The sequence below is a fragment of the Spirosoma migulaei genome, assembly GCF_054776855.1.
The window spans coordinates 171274-187604 of sequence record NZ_BAAHBG010000017.1 but is presented as its reverse complement, the minus strand read 5'-3'; the positions used below and the strand labels follow the sequence as shown (position 1 = coordinate 187604).

14 protein-coding genes are annotated in these 16331 nt (G+C 49.4%); 6 read left to right on the top strand and 8 right to left on the bottom strand.

Annotation, left to right across the window (positions count from 1 at the left end):
• Nucleotides 1–3: 3 nt before the first annotated feature.
• Nucleotides 4–1596, top strand: a complete 1593-nt coding sequence (locus ACYVGO_RS19685) for a serine hydrolase domain-containing protein (RefSeq protein ID WP_460970691.1) — start codon at nt 4–6, stop codon at nt 1594–1596.
• Nucleotides 1597–1682: 86 nt separating this feature from the next.
• On the opposite strand, the gene ACYVGO_RS19680 is transcribed toward ACYVGO_RS19685, so the two are convergent.
• The 3 genes from ACYVGO_RS19680 to ACYVGO_RS19670 are packed head-to-tail and all read right to left on the bottom strand — an operon-like array spanning nt 1683 to nt 5472.
• Entirely contained in the window at nt 1683–3929 is a 2247-nt protein-coding gene (locus ACYVGO_RS19680) for a xanthine dehydrogenase family protein molybdopterin-binding subunit (protein WP_460970690.1), read from the bottom strand.
• Complete coding sequence (locus ACYVGO_RS19675; RefSeq protein ID WP_142773333.1) at nt 3926–4936, bottom strand: FAD binding domain-containing protein; 1011 nt, start codon at nt 4934–4936, stop codon at nt 3926–3928. The genes ACYVGO_RS19680 and ACYVGO_RS19675 overlap by 4 nt, the downstream gene beginning before the upstream one ends.
• Entirely contained in the window at nt 4933–5472 is a 540-nt protein-coding gene (locus tag ACYVGO_RS19670; RefSeq protein ID WP_460970689.1) for a (2Fe-2S)-binding protein, read from the bottom strand. The genes ACYVGO_RS19675 and ACYVGO_RS19670 overlap by 4 nt, the downstream gene beginning before the upstream one ends.
• 98 nt (nt 5473–5570) lie before the next feature.
• Between ACYVGO_RS19670 and ACYVGO_RS19665 the strand changes: the two genes are divergently transcribed.
• The 4 genes from ACYVGO_RS19665 to ACYVGO_RS19650 all read left to right on the top strand — a co-directional run bounded on the left by ACYVGO_RS19665 (nt 5571) and on the right by ACYVGO_RS19650 (nt 8275).
• Nucleotides 5571–5699: a hypothetical protein gene (locus ACYVGO_RS19665; protein WP_460970688.1), complete on the top strand. Its 129-nt coding sequence runs from the start codon at nt 5571–5573 to the stop codon at nt 5697–5699.
• Nucleotides 5700–5744: 45 nt separating this feature from the next.
• Nucleotides 5745–6623: an SDR family oxidoreductase gene (locus ACYVGO_RS19660; RefSeq protein ID WP_460970687.1), complete on the top strand. Its 879-nt coding sequence runs from the start codon at nt 5745–5747 to the stop codon at nt 6621–6623.
• Nucleotides 6624–6811: 188 nt separating this feature from the next.
• Nucleotides 6812–7318 (top strand): hypothetical protein, encoded by a 507-nt coding sequence (locus ACYVGO_RS19655; RefSeq protein WP_460970686.1) that lies wholly within the window; start codon nt 6812–6814, stop codon nt 7316–7318.
• A 33-nt stretch (nt 7319–7351) separates the two neighbouring features.
• A complete protein-coding gene (locus tag ACYVGO_RS19650) occupies nt 7352–8275 on the top strand; it encodes a hypothetical protein (RefSeq protein WP_460970685.1) in 924 nt (307 codons plus the stop codon).
• 86 nt (nt 8276–8361) lie between these two features.
• On the opposite strand, the gene rhaM is transcribed toward ACYVGO_RS19650, so the two are convergent.
• The 5 genes from rhaM to ACYVGO_RS19625 all read right to left on the bottom strand — a co-directional run bounded on the left by rhaM (nt 8362) and on the right by ACYVGO_RS19625 (nt 14939).
• The gene (rhaM, locus tag ACYVGO_RS19645) at nt 8362–8676 is read right to left on the bottom strand and encodes an L-rhamnose mutarotase (RefSeq protein ID WP_460970684.1); all 315 of its coding nucleotides are present in this window, start codon (nt 8674–8676) and stop codon (nt 8362–8364) included.
• Nucleotides 8677–8769: 93 nt separating this feature from the next.
• Nucleotides 8770–9918 carry a glycoside hydrolase family 88/105 protein gene (locus ACYVGO_RS19640; protein WP_460970683.1) on the bottom strand — a complete coding sequence of 383 codons (1149 nt, stop codon included), beginning with the start codon at nt 9916–9918 and terminating at the stop codon, nt 8770–8772.
• Between the two features lie 41 nt (nt 9919–9959).
• Nucleotides 9960–11354 carry an FGGY-family carbohydrate kinase gene (locus ACYVGO_RS19635; RefSeq protein ID WP_460970732.1) on the bottom strand — a complete coding sequence of 465 codons (1395 nt, stop codon included), beginning with the start codon at nt 11352–11354 and terminating at the stop codon, nt 9960–9962.
• Nucleotides 11355–11449: 95 nt separating this feature from the next.
• The gene (locus ACYVGO_RS19630; RefSeq protein WP_142773341.1) at nt 11450–12724 is read right to left on the bottom strand and encodes a TIM barrel protein; all 1275 of its coding nucleotides are present in this window, start codon (nt 12722–12724) and stop codon (nt 11450–11452) included.
• A gap of 109 nt (nt 12725–12833) precedes the next feature.
• Nucleotides 12834–14939 (bottom strand): bifunctional aldolase/short-chain dehydrogenase, encoded by a 2106-nt coding sequence (locus tag ACYVGO_RS19625; RefSeq protein WP_142773342.1) that lies wholly within the window; start codon nt 14937–14939, stop codon nt 12834–12836.
• Nucleotides 14940–15225: 286 nt separating this feature from the next.
• On the opposite strand from ACYVGO_RS19625, the gene rhaT reads away from it, so the two are divergent.
• Complete coding sequence (gene rhaT / locus ACYVGO_RS19620) at nt 15226–16263, top strand: L-rhamnose/proton symporter RhaT (RefSeq protein ID WP_142773343.1); 1038 nt, start codon at nt 15226–15228, stop codon at nt 16261–16263.
• Nucleotides 16264–16331: the final 68 nt, after the last annotated feature.

Genomic DNA, 16331 nt, shown 5'->3' with positions numbered 1-16331 from the left:
ACAATGAACCTCAATCGCAGAGATTTCCTCCGGCAGCTCGGCTTCGGTGCCGCTGGCCTGGCCATTGCCTCTACCCTGCCCGACACGAGTTGGGCTTTACCAGCCAAAACGGGAAAATTACCCCGTAGTTTACCTGAGGCACAAGGTGTTGCGCCGGGCGGCCTACTTGATTTCGTGAATACGGTGGAGGCTAAAAAGCTCAATATTCACAGCATGATGGTGCTTCGTCATGGCCAGGTCGTGGCGGAGGGCTGGTGGGCACCCTACGAACCCCAATACATTCACACGCTCTATTCGCTAAGCAAAAGTTTTACGTCATCGGCAGTTGGGATGGCTGTTGCCGAGAAGCGATTAACGGTTGAGGATAAAGTTATTTCGTTCTTCCCGAAAGAAGTGCCTGCCAACGTCAGTACAAATCTGGCAGCCATGCGGGTGAAAGATTTATTGACTATGTCGACGGGCCATGATAAGGATACGACCCCTGCCTTGCGGGGAGGTACAGACAACAACTGGATTAAATCATTCCTGGCACAACCTGTCGATCATGAGCCGGGAACATTTTATATGTACAACAGCGGTGCCACGTATATGCTGTCGGCCATTGTGCAGAAGCTAACGGGTCAAACCTTGCTTGAGTATTTAAAACCGCGTTTATTCGGGCCACTGGGTATTGAGGGTATGGATTGGGAAGTTGACCCAAATGGCATCAATACCGGTGGCTGGGGCTTACGGATTCGCACGGAAGATATTGCCAAATTCGGCCAGCTTTACTTACAGAAGGGTATGTGGAACGGGAAACGCCTACTGTCAGAAGCGTGGATTCATGACGCGACCAGCAAGGAAGTTGAGTCGAAGGGCGGCAAAGGTGATGCCAGCGTCAACGACTGGATTCAGGGATATGGGTACCAGTTCTGGCGATGCCGTAACGACGCTTATCGGGCCGATGGTGCGTTCGGACAGTTTTGCGTTGTGCTACCCAAAGAAGATGCCCTGATTGCCATCACTGCCGAATCAGCCAATACACAGGGAATCCTCGATGCTATATGGGATCATATTCTGCCAGCTCTTCGGGGAACGGGCCTACCCGCCGATAAAATAAAACAGGCTGCCTTAACGCAAAAACTGGCAACGCTCACGCTACCACCCAGTGTTTCGCAATCGGCCTCCTCTATACAACCTAAAATAAGCGGGAAGACATATGCCGTTGCGGATAATTCATTGCATGTAAAAGATGTAACTCTGACATTCGGAAAGGATGGCTGCATCTTTAAGCTTCAGGACGACCAGGGCGATCATCAGGTATTGTGCGGCATTGGTCGCTGGCGGGATAGTACAACCACCTTATCCGTAGCCCCACTGTCGCTGACACCCACACCTGTACCCAATGGCCCTAACCGAAAAGTGGCAGGCAGTGGTGGCTGGCAGGACGACACTACCTTTGTCATGACCTGGCGCTTTATCGAAACTGCCCACTACGAAACCGTAACCTGTCGATTTGGTGCCGACGGTGTTCAGGTGGAATTTCAAAATAGCATAAGCATTATTACGAAAGGGAAAGACAAACGCCCTGTACTGGAAGGAAAGGCGGTAGCTTAATTTATTGTCATGGGTAGTCAGGAATGGTCATTTATTGCAAACAAACGGCAACTAAATGACCATTCCTGACTACCCATGACAATAAATTACAATAATTTATCCAGTGTAATTGGCAAATCCCGGACACGCTTACCGGTTGCATGGAAAACGGCGTTGGCAATAGCTGCGGGGACGCCCACCAGGCCAATTTCCCCCAAGCCTTTCACACCCAATGGATTCACAATGTCATCATGTTCTTCTACAAAAATGACATCGAGTTCGTGAATATCGGCGTTAACGGCCACGTGGTATTCAGCCAGCGAGTGGTTCATGATTCGACCCAGGTGGTGGTCCATAATGGTTTCTTCTTCCAGCGCTTTACTGATTCCCCAAACCATGCCGCCCAGAATCTGACTTCGGGCGGTTTTAGGGTTGAGAATACGCCCCCCGGCAATGGCACTCACCAGCCTCGTAACCCGAACTACGCCTAAGTCCTCATCAACTTCCACTTCTGCAAACACCGCCGAATGCGCACTGCGGGCATATTTTCGCTGTTGTAGCATTTTGGGTAACCCCGCCGATGTTTCCCGAACAGCCGCTCCTCCGTTGGAATCAACTACAGCCTGTAGGTGAACCGCTACCGATGGATCATTTTTCAGTTGAATCGAGTTGTCGGCAAACACAACATCCTTACCATCAACTTTAGCAAAGGGCGAACCGGGCATCTTTTTGGCCAGTTTGAACAGCTTTTTCGCTAACTCTTCGCAAACCGTTTTCACGGCTGTTCCAACGGTTGCGGCTGTCCAGGAACCACCCTCAATTGGGGCAGCAGGCATATCACTATCCCCTAACTTAAACAGTACGTCTTCAATTGGTATTCCAAGCGTATCCGCGGCAATTTGCGTCATAATGGTATAGGTACCTGTACCAATATCAGCCGTGGCGCTACTAACCCGAAGTTTACCATTAACCATCAAAACCGCTTCGGCACGGGCAGGCATCTGATTAGCCTCCCAGATACCGGTCGCCATACCCCATCCTACCAGGTTGTGGCCATTGCGCATCGACCGGGGTTCAGGCTTTCGTTTCATCCAGCCAAACCGTTCTGCCCCCTGCCGAAAACACTCCCGAAGCTCTTTACTCGAATACGGTAAATCAGCGTTCATGTCGCGTTCCGTATAGTTTCTCAGGCGAAACTCAACGGGGTCCATTCCCAGTTTATAGGCCAGTTCATCTACAGCACATTCGAGCGCCGACATACCGGTTACGCCACCCGGCGCCCGCATATCGAGAGGTGTGGCCACATCCAGAGGTACCAGTTTGTACTTAAATGTAACATTCTCCGGTGGATACAGCAGTCCCCCCCAACTGGATACAATCTCGGTGTAATCTTCAAACTGCGAGGTTTCCCCAACGGTATCATGATAAAGGGCCGTCATGGTTCCATCGGCCGATGCGCCTAAGGCAACCGTCTGCACCGTGGCTGGTCGATACCCAAACGTAAACATCTGCTGTCGGGTGAGAGTAACCCGCACAGAGCGCTTTAATTCACGAGCAGCCATTACAGCCAGAAATAGCTGATATTGGGGCCGAAGACCTGAGCCAAAGCCTCCACCAACATAGGGAGAAAGTACGCGTAGGTTCTTAAATGGGATATCGAACACCTGCGATACATACAAAACACTGTTTGTTACCCCCTGGGTTTTGTCATAAATAGTATACCGCGCCCCCGCCTTATTTCGGCCTTTTTCATACACGACCGTACTGGCAAACATCTCCATCGGGTTATGGTGCTCCATACTATGCACATATTCACCCATCATTTGCACGGGTGCGGCACTAAAGGCTTCCTCAAAATTACCCCGAGGTTTTGGTGGGGGTGGTTTTAGCATTGAAGCCATACCCAGCGATGGTTTACGTGCCTTATGCCGATTGGCCTGCAAATCAGTTTCGTGTGTGTCTTCCTGATAGTCAACCTCAACCAGCGAGGCCGCATAGCGAGCGAGCTCGAAGGTTTCGGCTACGACTAACGCAATCGGTTGCGCATTATAGCTGATTTTAGCATCTCGTAAGGGTCGAAAGGGTGAGCCGGGTGGGGCATCCTGGTCTTTGTAGTTCATATCGAACCAGGCTAGCTTGGGTCGGTTCTCGTGCGTAAAGACCTGTAGAACGCCATCCAGGCTCAGGGCCTTGGTGGCATCAATTCGCTTAATTTTTCCCTTCGCAATGGCGCTGTTCACCACATAGCCGTAGAGTAGATCCGGGGTCTCAAACTCGGCGGCATACTTGGCCTTACCTGTCACTTTATCCAGTCCGTCAACGCGGCTCAGAGGCTTTCCTATGTATTGAGTCATGATGCTGGTTTCAGTTTAGCTGCCTGTGATAACGCCCGTACAATGGCCCGTTTTGCCAGTTCGATTTTGAATGTATTGTGCCCAAATCCCTGAGCGCCTTCCAGTAATGCATCCGCAACCGACTGAAATTCAGCCTTCGATGGTATTTTTCCGGCCAGGGTAGCTTCAACTTCGGGTCGTCGCCACGGTTTATGCGATACGCCACCGAGTGCAATTCGGGCGTCCTTGATTCGACCGTCTTCCAGTTCCAAAGCCGCAGCTACCGATACCAGGGCAAACGCATAAGAGGTTCGATCACGAAGTTTCAGGTAGCTATAGTTTTTCGAAAATCCGTTGGCAGGCAAGTCGATGGCGGTAATGAGTTCATCGTCCTGAAGCGTATTGTCGATATGGGGCGTATTACCGGGTAGGCGGTGAAATTCGGCAAAGGGAATTGTTCGCTCCCCATACGATCCTGTTACGCGCACCACCGCTTCCAGGGCTGCCAGCGCTACGCACATATCCGATGGATGTGTAGCTATGCAGTGTATCGACCGGTCCGGCGCTTCGGTACCCAGAATCGCGTGAATTCGGTTAAATCCAACGAGTGCCGAACAGCCCGAACCAGGTTCACGCTTATTACAGGGTGTAGCCACATCGTAGAAGTAATAGCAGCGGGTACGTTGCATCAGATTGCCGCCATCGGTTGCCATATTACGCAACTGCGCCGATGCGCCCGCCAGAATGGCCTGCGATAGTAATGGGTATCGCTTAGAGACCTGTTTGTCATATGCCGTATCGGCATTGGTCATCAACGCGCCCAATCGTAATCCACCTCCTTCGGTTTCGGCAATGGTAGCTAAGGGTAGTCGGTTAATGTCTATCAGGCGGGTGGGACGCTCCACATTCTCCTTCATCAGGTCAATCAGGTTGGTACCGCCCGCAATGAATTTGGCGGTATGCTCTGATGCCCGCTCGCTCACCGCGTTGGTCACGCCATCGGCCCGGGTATAGTCAAAATTGGTCATAGTGAATCGGGTTGAGGGTGCATAACCGACTGAATCGCATCAACAATATTGGTATAGGCACCACATCGGCAGATGTTGCCACTCATTAACTCCCGAATATCGTCGGTCGTTTTTGCATGCCCTTCGTTCATGAGTCCAACTGCTGAACAGATCTGTCCTGGAGTACAATAGCCGCATTGAAAAGCATCATGATCAATAAACGCTTGCTGGAGAGGATGAAGTCCCTCCGGCCCAGCCTGTTGAGCTAATCCTTCTATCGTTGTGATCTGATTACCCTCCTGCATGACCGCCAGGGTTAGGCAGGAGTTGATACGTTTGCCATTTACCAGCACCGTACAAGCCCCGCATTGGCCATGATCACAGCCTTTTTTGGTTCCTGTTAGCTGCATGTATTCGCGCAACGCATCCAGTAAGCTCGTCCAGGGTGCTAACTGTGCGGAAATGTCGGAACCATTGACGGTAAGCGTAACGGTCCGGGTAGCTGGCAGCGATGGCGTCTGTTTAGCCATCGGGGGTGATTCAGCAGTAATCGTCATATCGTTTTAGGTTGAGTCTCTTGAATCTCTATAGTCTCCGAACTCCTGTAGTGGCGGGTTGTTCGTGAAACTTAACCAGCGGGAAATAAACTAAGGAAATGGTCATACGCCTGATCGTTCTTATCCATCAATTCACCGCAGTCTTTTTCCGGTTGACTGAATCCAGTCTGGGCGTTATGGCACTGACGAACCAACTTTGCATCATCAATCAGCCCGTTACGTATTGATGACGGGTAGCCTAATAAAACCTTATCAACACAAATACTCCAATCATGAAAACGTTAGTTATTGGCGGAACGGGAACCGTTGGCAGCCAGGTAGTTGAGGAATTGGTACGCCATCAGGTGTCGGTACGAGTGCTGGTGACCTCCGCCGAGAAAGCCGCCCAGTTGCCGGAAGGGGTGGAAGCCGTTATTGGTAATCTGGATCAACCCGGCACCTTACCCAAGGCCTTTACCGGTATCGATGTCGTTTTTCTCTTGAATCGGCAGGGGCACACCGAAGCAGCTCAGGGCCAGTATGCCATTGCGGCAGCCAAACGGGCTGGGGTTCGAAAAGTTGTGTATCAGAGTATTCATAACGTTCGGCAGGGCGCGCACATCCCGCACTTTCAACCCAAGATTACGATTGAAAATGTGCTGATGCAGTCGGGCCTTTCGTATGTATTCATCTGCCCGAATAACTTCTACCAGAATGATTTCTGGTTCACTAATGCCATTTCAACCTATGGTGTGTATCCACAACCCATCGGCGATGTTGGCCTGAATCGGGTTGATGTTCGGGATATTGCTGAAGCGGCGGTCATAGCTATGTTAACCGATGAGTATAACGGGAAACACATCCCATTGGTAGGACCAGAGACATTAACTGGAGAGGCAACGGCTTCTATTCTAAGCGAGCAACTCGATGCTGCTATTTACTATCGGGGGAATGATCTGGATGTTTGGGCTACTGATGCCAGGCGCTCCCTACCTGATTGGATTATTTCTGACTGGACCAAAATGTACCAGTTCTTTCAAGCGCAGGGGCTTGTGGCTTCTGACCAGGATTTGGCCCTCTGTACGAAGGTACTGGGTCACGCACCTCGCAGCTATGCGGATTTTATTGCCGACCATCTTCTGGCTTTTCACCTTCATGTAGAAGTGGCCTAAGTGGCCCTTCTCCAGGGTACGAGTCACTTGATAACTCTTACCCGGCAGTTCACCAATGCAAAGTTCCGGTTGATCGGACACAGCCTGGCGCAGTTGATGACGATGCCCCAACTTTGGCTCACCAATCTGGGGAACAGAACAATTAATAACTAACATTCTCTTTTTCAACCAGTAAACAACTAAACACAATGAACCGATTTCCTACTTTTATGCTAGCCGTTATGGCTACACTTGTACTGGCTACCTCATCCTGTAAGAAAGGTGATGATGGAGTTCAACCCGCAGACAATACGGCAACACCTGCTTTTGTTGGCAAAAATCTGGTCATGACCTCCTTTCAGGTCAATCCGGCGATTGACCTTGATGGTGATGGCAAACTGGACACCGATCTGATGGTTTTCCTGCGGGCCTGTGATAAAGACAACACCCTGGTTTTCGAGAAAAACGGTACGCTGTCGGGTAGTAACGGACAACTCTCCTGCTCCGACAACGAGGCCGATCCATCGGCCGTAAAACCAAGCCACTGGACGTATAACGAGCAGACAAAAACTATTAGCATTGTGAAAGACAGCGATGCAACGGATGTTTCAGAATGGAAAGTACTGGAGGCTTCGGCTACGGGACTGAAAGCGGAAGTATCTATTGCCGATCCCAGCCAGACGTCCAAGACAATCATGACCTGGAAAGCATTGTAATTTTCATCTCGCACCTTCCTCCTTTTCAAACCCATGAAATCGGCTAAACAACGTTTCCTGCTCACACTAGTCGTCATCAGTTGCTGGCTGATTGCCGCCCATACAGGCGATGTAATGTCTGAACTAACGATTCAATCCGGCAAGCTCCGGCAAGACGTTCTGTTAAATTTAAAAGAGCCTAACTGGTTCTTTTTCAACGCAACAGCCTCCATGCGACAAGTGGCACGTCGGTTGCCCGAGTCATCAAGGGGCGCAACCGTTCGGGCTTTAGGCAAGGTTGTTCGGGCTTATATTGAGTCAACAACGTTTAAGAATGAATGGCGTCAGAATGTACGCTCGGTTTATCCATATGACGAGTCGTACACGGATGAAGGTTTAGCTCAAAAGAAACAAGCTAACGATACAGAAAAAGCTGCGCTAAAAACGCAGATGGCCACGTTGGATCAGGCTTTCGCGCAAATGGACCCCGCCATGTTGCAAATGGGTATCCGAACACAATTGGTGCAGGAAGAGCAGCAACTGGCTTCACTATCCGGTAGCGAGCGCACACGCCAGGCACAACATATAGCGGAGTTAAAAAAGATGCTGAACTTACCACCAGCCGAATGTAAGAAACAGTATCTGGCCTCTTTAATCGAACAGTCTCAGAAACAAGTGAGCAAATCCGGTACTGATATTGATCAGGAGGAACTGGCACTGCAACGAAAAAAGAAAGCCGAATTCGACGCCCATGCTGATTTTCACCCCCTTCTGAAAAAACGGCTACAGGATTTTATTGACTTAACGGAAACGGTTGATTTCGAGGCTCGTTTAGTACCCATGGGTTACAAACAGGAGTTTGCGAATCCGATCTACCAACGTAAGCCCGCTGAGTGGAAATTCCTATATCGCTTAGGCAAAGAGCCCGTAACCGAAGCACGGGTGTTTGCAAAGCAGTGGCTAGCAGAATTACATTAAATTCCGTTTTACCAGTTAAATAGAGATACGCCAGATCTCCAAGATCTGGCGTATCTCTATTTAACTGGTAAAACGGAAAGTCACTCCTACTCCATATGAAAAACTCGTTCCAGTGGCACAGCCACCGGCGAATTATCGGGATTTGTATCCATCAAGTCGGCCATGTAAGCCCACCAGCGCTTCATAATGGGCAATCCTGGCAAATTGGCAGTGGTATGAGTATCAAGCCGTTTCTGAACGGCAAATAGTGTTCCGGTTGCCCGATCGAGGAAAATAGAATAGTCGCGAACACCCGCATCAATTAAAGCCGCTGATAATTCCGGCCAGATTTCGTCGTGACGGCGTTGATACTCAGCCTCAACACCCGGCTTTAGTTTCATTGTAAAGGCAATTTCTTGCATGTATTCTAGGTTTTTGGTTTACGGTATTCGGTATCGGTTTACGGAGGTTCGGGTTAGACGTCAGTAAACCGAATACCGTAAACCAAAACTATTCTACCGTTTCAGTTTACACAATTCCGTCCCTGCCAGCAGGAAACAACCGAGGCCATAATCGTCAAAATCAGGCTTGCTGTCGTACGTAACAGGCTGACCATCTTTTGGCTCTTTACCGGTTCCCTGCACATAACCTAAGAAGCCGTTCGGGTGTACAGAATCGGTAGCCATCGCATTCCAGGCTTTAGCCATAATAGGTCGATAGGTTTTTCCATCCAGTAAGCCATGATTGACGCCCCAGGCCATGCCATAAATAAACAGGGCTGTTCCGGTCAGTTCTTTCCCCCCGTAATTAGTGGGGTCATGTAAGCTTACATTCCAGTAGCCATCCGGGCGTTGCAGGGGTGACAACGCCTTCATCATCTCCAGATAGGTTTTTTCGTACTCTTCCCGATGCGGGGCATCTTTCGGAATAATGTCAAGTACCCGAACCAGCGCGGCAACAACCCAGCCATTCCCCCGCGACCAATAGCAATCCTGCCCATTGGGCTCTTTGTAAGGTGGCACAAAATCCTTATCACGCCACCACAAATGGTCTTCTGGATTATAGAGTCCGTTACCCCCATGCCTGGTTTTTGAGTAGTTGTAAATCTGGTACATCTTCTCAAAATAGGTATTTGCTACAGTACGATCTTTCTCCAGAACGCCTAGTTGTGCAAACACCGGCATGGCCATTTGTAAGGCATCGACCCAGTTCCAATCGTCGATTTTATCACTTTTTACCATTGCATCGATTGATGCTTTGATATCGTGAAGGCGCTCTGGTTTCTTATCAATCAGGAATAAGTCAATATAGGTTTGTCCGCAGCACTGGTCATCGGCGTTCCGGGTATTGCTACCGCTTCGAAGGCCCCATTGGTGCTTTTCGCCCCACTCAACGGCGTAATCATAATAGGCTTTCTTTTTATCTATGCCATACAACGCCATCAACCCTTCGTAGTACACCGCTCTTGTCCAGATGTTGCTGGGCCGCGTTTTGTTCGTTACAATCTCCTTTCCAGGATCTGGCCAGGCCTTCATAAAATAGGCATTCGCCAGCGTCATTTTGGCGATGATGTCTTTCCTCTCAGGAAGTTTCTGAGCCTGTACGCTACATGCACCAATGAGGACCAGTACTACAATCCGACTGGTTATTTGTCTGAATGCCATGGTTACTGTTTTATGTAGAGACCAGAGAAGCGTTCACTACATTAATGGACAACTGCATGGGCGGTGTATTTTTTGAGTTCGACACAGTCGCCAGGTAGTGGATGCGGATTCCAGTGTTGGTGTACGGCTAAAGCAGCTCCCAGTGCCGATGCCTGCGCAACGGATGCTGCGTAGACTTCGATAGTTGGAAAAGCAGTGGCCAGTAAATTCATATAGATCGGATTTTTACCAAATCCACCATCCACAAAAATACGTTTGACAGGAGAACCCGCCAGTACCAGATTAGTCGAGATTAGCTGTTGCGAAACAATATCAAGCATCAGCTGGTGATACGCTTCCTCATAAGTGGCGAAATCAGTTAGCTGCCGTTGCCCAAACAAAGATCCCTGCATGGAGAGCATCTGATTTCCTTTTGCATCACGCTCGGTTGTTACCTGACTGGCCTGATGGCGCAATTTCTCGATTATTTCAGGGTCATAAGCCACTTTCGTGAACTGATCTATCGGCGTCTGAAACTGCTCTGCCAGCCGTTTAACCTGTTGCTCGTGCTCATACCCTGCAAACAACCGAGCCGCTTTTACCGGCTGGCCTTTGTAATGCATAAAGTTGAGACAGTCGTACTGAAGTTCTTCCGGTGTCAGCGGCAGGCTATTGAACGGGTTCATACTCACGCACCAGGTCCCGGTCGAAATGAGCACAAAGGGTTCCTGAAACGAAGCCAGGTAGGGAATCAGCGCCGATGAGCTATCATGTAGCCCCACGCCAACCTGAACCGTAGTATCACCAAAAACCGTCAACCGGGCTGAATCAGACGGAACAATGGGCGCCAGATGAATATCAAGTTTTTCATCAGTAACCCATCTGTGATACTGTTGCCGGTCAAAATCCCAGAGCATGGTGTGGCAACCGATGCTGGTCAGTTCAGAAACAGGCCAGTTACTAATCAGATAGCTTACGTATTGAGGCAGATGGAGCGCAAAGGCCAGTTTAGAAAACAAATCCGGCTGCTCGTATTTGAGTCGATACAACTGAAGACCTGAATTCAAACTTCGCAACGGTGGCGATGCAGTTTGCCGGGTCAAGTCGGCTTCTCCCCCGTAGGTATCGTAAAAATTCTGTAGTAAGGAATCCGGGTAGGCTTTCAGATAACTGTATAATTGCCCAAGCGGTTGCCCGGTCTGGTCGATGTAGACCAAACTGGCGCCATAAGTCGAAAAATTCACGGCCTTTACTGAGAACTCCGGCAAGGCAAGTACCTCCGTTAGTGACGCAATTACCCACCTGGTGAGCTTAGTCAGGTCTTCGCATAACTCACCATCCTCGTCGGGTATCTCCGCAAACTGCTCCGATTTCTCCCAAACGATTCGATACTGTTCATCGAAGAGAAACAATTTTTTATTCGTCTTACCGATATCGAAGATGGCAATGACATTCATAAATGATGAATTATGAATGATGAGTGATGAATGATGAACAACAAACGGTCTATGCGAACTCATTCATCATTCATCACTCATCATTCATCATTGATTTACAGTCCCGTTGCTACTGTTTTGGCTCCCCGCTCGCCAATGAGTTGCTGGCGAACGTTTAGTTGCCGATAAAGGCCCAGTGGATTCAAGGCGGCACCAGCCCGCCGACGAGCTTCGGCAACTAAGGGCCGAACATCCGTCCGGAAGGCATCTTGCAGAATTTCCTGAGCACGAACCGGATCGTTGGCTTCACGAGCTTCTTCTAAGGCAGCACGATCAACTAACAACGCCTGCGCATAAGCGAGTTGAATGGCTTCTACCGACTGGAGCAGGTCTTCGAGTGGGTCTTTCACATTGTGGCTGGCATCAATCATCCAGCCAAGGTCTTTGGCATGATTCATAGCCCGAGCGTCCAGCCCATCCACCAGTTCAGTAAAAATCAGGAATAACTGGTAGGGCTTGATGCTACCCGCCGTCAGGTCGTCGTCGCCGTATTTGGAGTCATTAAAATGGAAACCACCCAGTTTGCCCTGGTGCAACAGAATAGCCACAATCTGTTCGATGTTGGCATTGGGTAAATGGTGCCCCAAATCCACTAGCGTAAAGGCCTTTGGCCCGAGTTTGCTGGCGTACAGAAAACTGCTACCCCAATCGCCTACGGTCATCGAATAGAAATTCGGTTCAAATGCTTTGTACTCTACAAATAGCTTCCAGTCGTCGGGCAGGGCCGCGTAAATCTCCTCCAGGCTGGAAAGTGTCCGATCAAAGGCCTTACGGAAATTAAGTTGACCCGGGAAACAGGAACCGTCTGATAACCAGACCGTCAGCGCATCAGACCCCAGGGCTACGCCATGCCGGATTACCTCAATATTATGGTCGATAGCCTGTTGCCGAATAGCCGGATCGGTATGTTGTAAGGAGCCAAACTTATAGCTCAGGTTTTGGTCGGGCTGATCCTGGAATGTGTTGGAGTTCACGGCATCGAAGCGCAGCCCGTGCTTAGCAGCAAGTTGTTTGATCGCTTCTGGATCCGTTGGGATGTCCCAGGGGATGTGCAGTGAAATAGCCCCGCTGGCCCGGTTTAGGGCGTGCAGCAAGCCAACATCCGCAATTTTTTCTTCCAGCGAACGAGGCTCTCCCCCACCCGGGAAACGGCCAAAACGGGTTCCGCCCGTGCCCAGCGCCCAGCTCGGTATGGCAATCTGGAAATCAATCAGTTTCTGAATAATTGGTTCCGCCGTAGCGACCTCCTGCGTCCAGTACGACAATTTCCGTTGGTGACCTTCCAACTGCGACTGGTTATAATCAGCAATATGTTCGGGTTCGAGTTGCATAAGGGTTTAGTTAAATTAATGGATAATGGATAATGAATAATGTACAGTACCTCATCTAGGCCTGTCATTATCCATTATCCATTATCCATTATCCATTATTCATTAAATACTACCGGACAAACGCCATCGCTACGCCACCATCTACATTCAGGACATTGCCGGTGGATTTAGACAACAGGCCATTGGTGAAGGCCAGACAGGCATTGGCGATATCGTCTGGAAGGATGATTTCGTTCAATAGCGTCCGCTTGGCATAGTATGCGGGTAGCTCTGGTACGGTGATACCGTATGCTTTAGCACGGCCTTCGGCCCAGGCACCTGCCCAGATTTTCGAATCAGAAATAACCGCATCGGGATTCACCACATTCACCCGGATATGGTCTTTGCCTAACTCAGCCGCATTCAGGCGACTCAGGTGCAATTGTGCTGCTTTGGCCGAACCATAGCCTGCATTATTGGGACCAGATACCAGCGCATTCTTGCTGACAATATTAAGTACATCGCCACCTAATTTCTGCTTCCGCATCACCTCAACCGCTTTCTGAGTCACTAAAAACTGGCCTTTTACCAATACGTCGTACAGTAGATCCCAATCTTTTTCGGTATGCTCCTCAATGGGTTTGGAGATACTCAAACCCGCACAGTTGACTACAATATCAACGCCACCAAAAGCCAGCGCAGCTGTATCAAACGTAGCGGCAATTGTTTCGCCTTTTGTTACATCTAACTGATCAGCTGCGTAAGCATCTTTACCATATTGCTTCAGGAATTCCTCCTTCGCACCTGCCAGCCGGTCGGCATCGTTGTCGTTGATGACCACAACCGCGCCTTCAGCCAGGAATTTCTTGGCGATAGCCTTTCCGATCCCACCTGCACTACCCGTAATCAGGGCAATTTTACCCGAAAGTGGTTTTGGTTTCGGCATCCTCTGGAGTTTAGCTTCTTCCAACAGCCAATATTCAATATCGAACGCTTCCTGTTCGGGCAGACCAACGTAATCGGATACGGCTTCGGCGCCCTTCATTACGTTAATGGCGTTGGTATAAAATTCTGCAGCTACACGCGCCGTTTGCTTGTCTTTTGCAAAGGTGAACATCCCCACCGCTGGCCACAGTAAAACGACTGGATTTGGATCACGGATGGCCGGACTATTGTCATGTTTGCAACGCTCGTAGTAAGCGGTGTAATCGGCACGGTAATCGGCAAACGCCTTTTCCAGATAGGCAATGCTATCCTCACCAGCCAATTGAGCCGGGTCCAGTACCAGCGGACGAATTTTAGTACGCAGGAAGTGATCAGGGCAGCTGGTACCCAAACGAGCCAGACGTGGCAGGTCACCTGAGTTAACGAATTCCAGCACGCGTGCATCGTCCGTAAAATGACCGATCATCTGGCGATGGCCCGAAGCCAGCCCACGCAATACTGGCATTAAAGCAGCGGCCTGTTTTTTACGAGTATCGGCATCCGTATTTTCAACCACTTGTCCACCAAATACCGGGCGTTTCTTGCCATAATTCTGGTTTAGGTACTCAGACGCCTGCTCAATGACTTCCAGGGTATTGATATACGACTCGTAGGAGGTATCTCCCCAGGTAAACAAACCGTGTCCACCCAAAATAATGCCCCGCAGATTCGGGTTCTTTTGAATCGCTTCTTCCAGTTTCAACCCAAGGTCGAAACCAGGGCGCTGCCAGGGAATCCAGGCCATCTTATCGCCCCATATTTCGTGCATAATTGCTTCCCCATCGCGGCTGGCGGCAATGGCAATCAGTGCATCCGGGTGCAGGTGGTCAATATGTTTAAATGGCAGCAGGCCATGTAAGGGTGTATCAATGGATGGAGCAGCACATTTTGGGTCGAACAGACAGTGATCGAAAAGACCAACCATTTCGTCCTCAAAAGCCAACCCCCGGTAACGGCTTTTCAACGCATGTAAACGTTCTACGTACAGATTTGCGCAGCCTTTTTTAGTGAGTGTACCAATATCGCCCCCAGACCCTTTTACCCACATCACTTCAACAGGATCGCCAGTAAGCGGGTTAGTTTCCATCAACTTAACCGATGTATTTCCTCCGGCATAGTTAGTCAGGCGCAGATCGGCACCAAGCAAATTGGAGCGGTAAATAAACAAAGCCACTTCGTCACCGGCCAGCTCGGCTGCCTTATTCTCATCCCAGAGGTAGCTAACGTAGTTGAACGCTTGCGTTGTATTCATAAATAGTTAAATAAGTAGTATCCGACAGTAATCTTGTTTTGTACAAAGTACGTTAGGCTAATTTTCTCCTGCTTCATGTACTCTCCTGTTATAATCACATTATAATGGCAAAAAACATGAACTGCTTTTTCTAGTCCAGTTGGGCGAATATACAGGAGAGAACAGGTAGGTTTTAGCAACGAACAAGGATAAATTTGAAAATTATGACGAGACTGTCTATAGGGCTCCGCTTGTCCCGCACGAATACATTACTTATACATAATTCATCATTTATAATCAGACAATAGTGGCTGTAATCTGGGGTGTTATATTTCATGCGCTGGGGGGATTTGCCTCTGGCAGTTTTTATTTACCGTACAAGAAAGTAAAAGGCTGGGCCTGGGAAAGCTACTGGCTCATAGGCGGCTTGTTCTCGTGGGTAGCAGCTCCCCTTCTCCTTGGCTCAATCACTGTTCCCAATCTATTTGGTGTGCTGGCTCAATCATCCAGTGAAACCATTTTCTGGACCTATTTCTGGGGTGTTCTTTGGGGCTTTGGGGGGTTAACCTTTGGGCTAGCAATGCGCTATCTGGGTCTATCGCTTGGTATGGCCGTTACGCTGGGGCTTTGTGCCGTTTTTGGAACCCTGGTACCTCCTATCTGGCAAGGTCAGTTTGGGGAGCTTATCGGCACCCTCTCTGGTCAGGTCATTGTGCTGGGCCTGGGGGTTTGTGTATTAGGCATTTCTGTTTGTGGCATTGCCGGAATGATGAAAGAACGAAGCTTAACCGATGCTCAGAAGAAAGCGTCAATTGCGGAGTTCGATATTCGCAAGGGGCTAATGGTTGCTATATTTTCGGGGGTCATGAGTGCGTGTTTCTCGTTTGGCCTGACAGCCGGGCAACCTATTGCTGAACTGGCTGTCAGGAACGGGACCGATCCACTCTATATGAATAATGCAGCGCTGGTCATTATTCTGTTAGGCGGCCTGACGACCAATCTTATCTGGACAATCTACCTGAATATCAAGAACCGCACGTATACCGATTATCGAAATGTTTCGACCCCCATTCTCATGAATGTTTTATTCTGCGCGATGGCTGGGTTTACCTGGTACTTCCAGTTCTTTTTCTATGGCATGGGCGACAGTAAAATGGGAGAATATCGCTTTTCAGGCTGGACTCTCCATATGGCATTTATCATTGCCTTCAGTAGCTTCTGGGGCCTGTATCTGCACGAGTGGAAAGGCGCTAACCCGAAAACCATGCGCACCATTACCTTAGGAATCCTACTGGTTGTGTTCTCAACAGTGGTTGTGGGGGTTGGCAATTATCTGGCTGCATAAGATCACATTAAGCAACGCACAGAAGCCGGTCAAAGCAATAATAAATTTGCTTTGACCGGCTTCTGTGC

Bases quoted from the DNA above. Each gene is read 5' to 3' on its own strand.
- ACYVGO_RS19655 (WP_460970686.1), top strand. From the start codon at position 6,812: ATGAACCGATTTCCTACTTTTATGCTAGCCGTTATGGCTACACTTGTA.
- ACYVGO_RS19640 (WP_460970683.1), bottom strand. From the start codon at position 9,918: ATGGCATTCAGACAAATAACCAGTCGGATTGTAGTACTGGTCCTCATT.
- ACYVGO_RS19630 (WP_142773341.1), bottom strand. From the start codon at position 12,724: ATGCAACTCGAACCCGAACATATTGCTGATTATAACCAGTCGCAGTTG.
- rhaM (WP_460970684.1), bottom strand. From the start codon at position 8,676: ATGCAAGAAATTGCCTTTACAATGAAACTAAAGCCGGGTGTTGAGGCT.
- ACYVGO_RS19625 (WP_142773342.1), bottom strand. From the start codon at position 14,939: ATGAATACAACGCAAGCGTTCAACTACGTTAGCTACCTCTGGGATGAG.
- ACYVGO_RS19660 (WP_460970687.1), top strand. From the start codon at position 5,745: ATGAAAACGTTAGTTATTGGCGGAACGGGAACCGTTGGCAGCCAGGTA.
- ACYVGO_RS19670 (WP_460970689.1), bottom strand. From the start codon at position 5,472: ATGACGATTACTGCTGAATCACCCCCGATGGCTAAACAGACGCCATCG.
- ACYVGO_RS19675 (WP_142773333.1), bottom strand. From the start codon at position 4,936: ATGACCAATTTTGACTATACCCGGGCCGATGGCGTGACCAACGCGGTG.
- ACYVGO_RS19685 (WP_460970691.1), top strand. From the start codon at position 4: ATGAACCTCAATCGCAGAGATTTCCTCCGGCAGCTCGGCTTCGGTGCC.
- ACYVGO_RS19635 (WP_460970732.1), bottom strand. From the start codon at position 11,354: ATGAATGTCATTGCCATCTTCGATATCGGTAAGACGAATAAAAAATTG.
- ACYVGO_RS19680 (WP_460970690.1), bottom strand. From the start codon at position 3,929: ATGACTCAATACATAGGAAAGCCTCTGAGCCGCGTTGACGGACTGGAT.
- ACYVGO_RS19650 (WP_460970685.1), top strand. From the start codon at position 7,352: ATGAAATCGGCTAAACAACGTTTCCTGCTCACACTAGTCGTCATCAGT.
- ACYVGO_RS19665 (WP_460970688.1), top strand. From the start codon at position 5,571: ATGGTCATACGCCTGATCGTTCTTATCCATCAATTCACCGCAGTCTTT.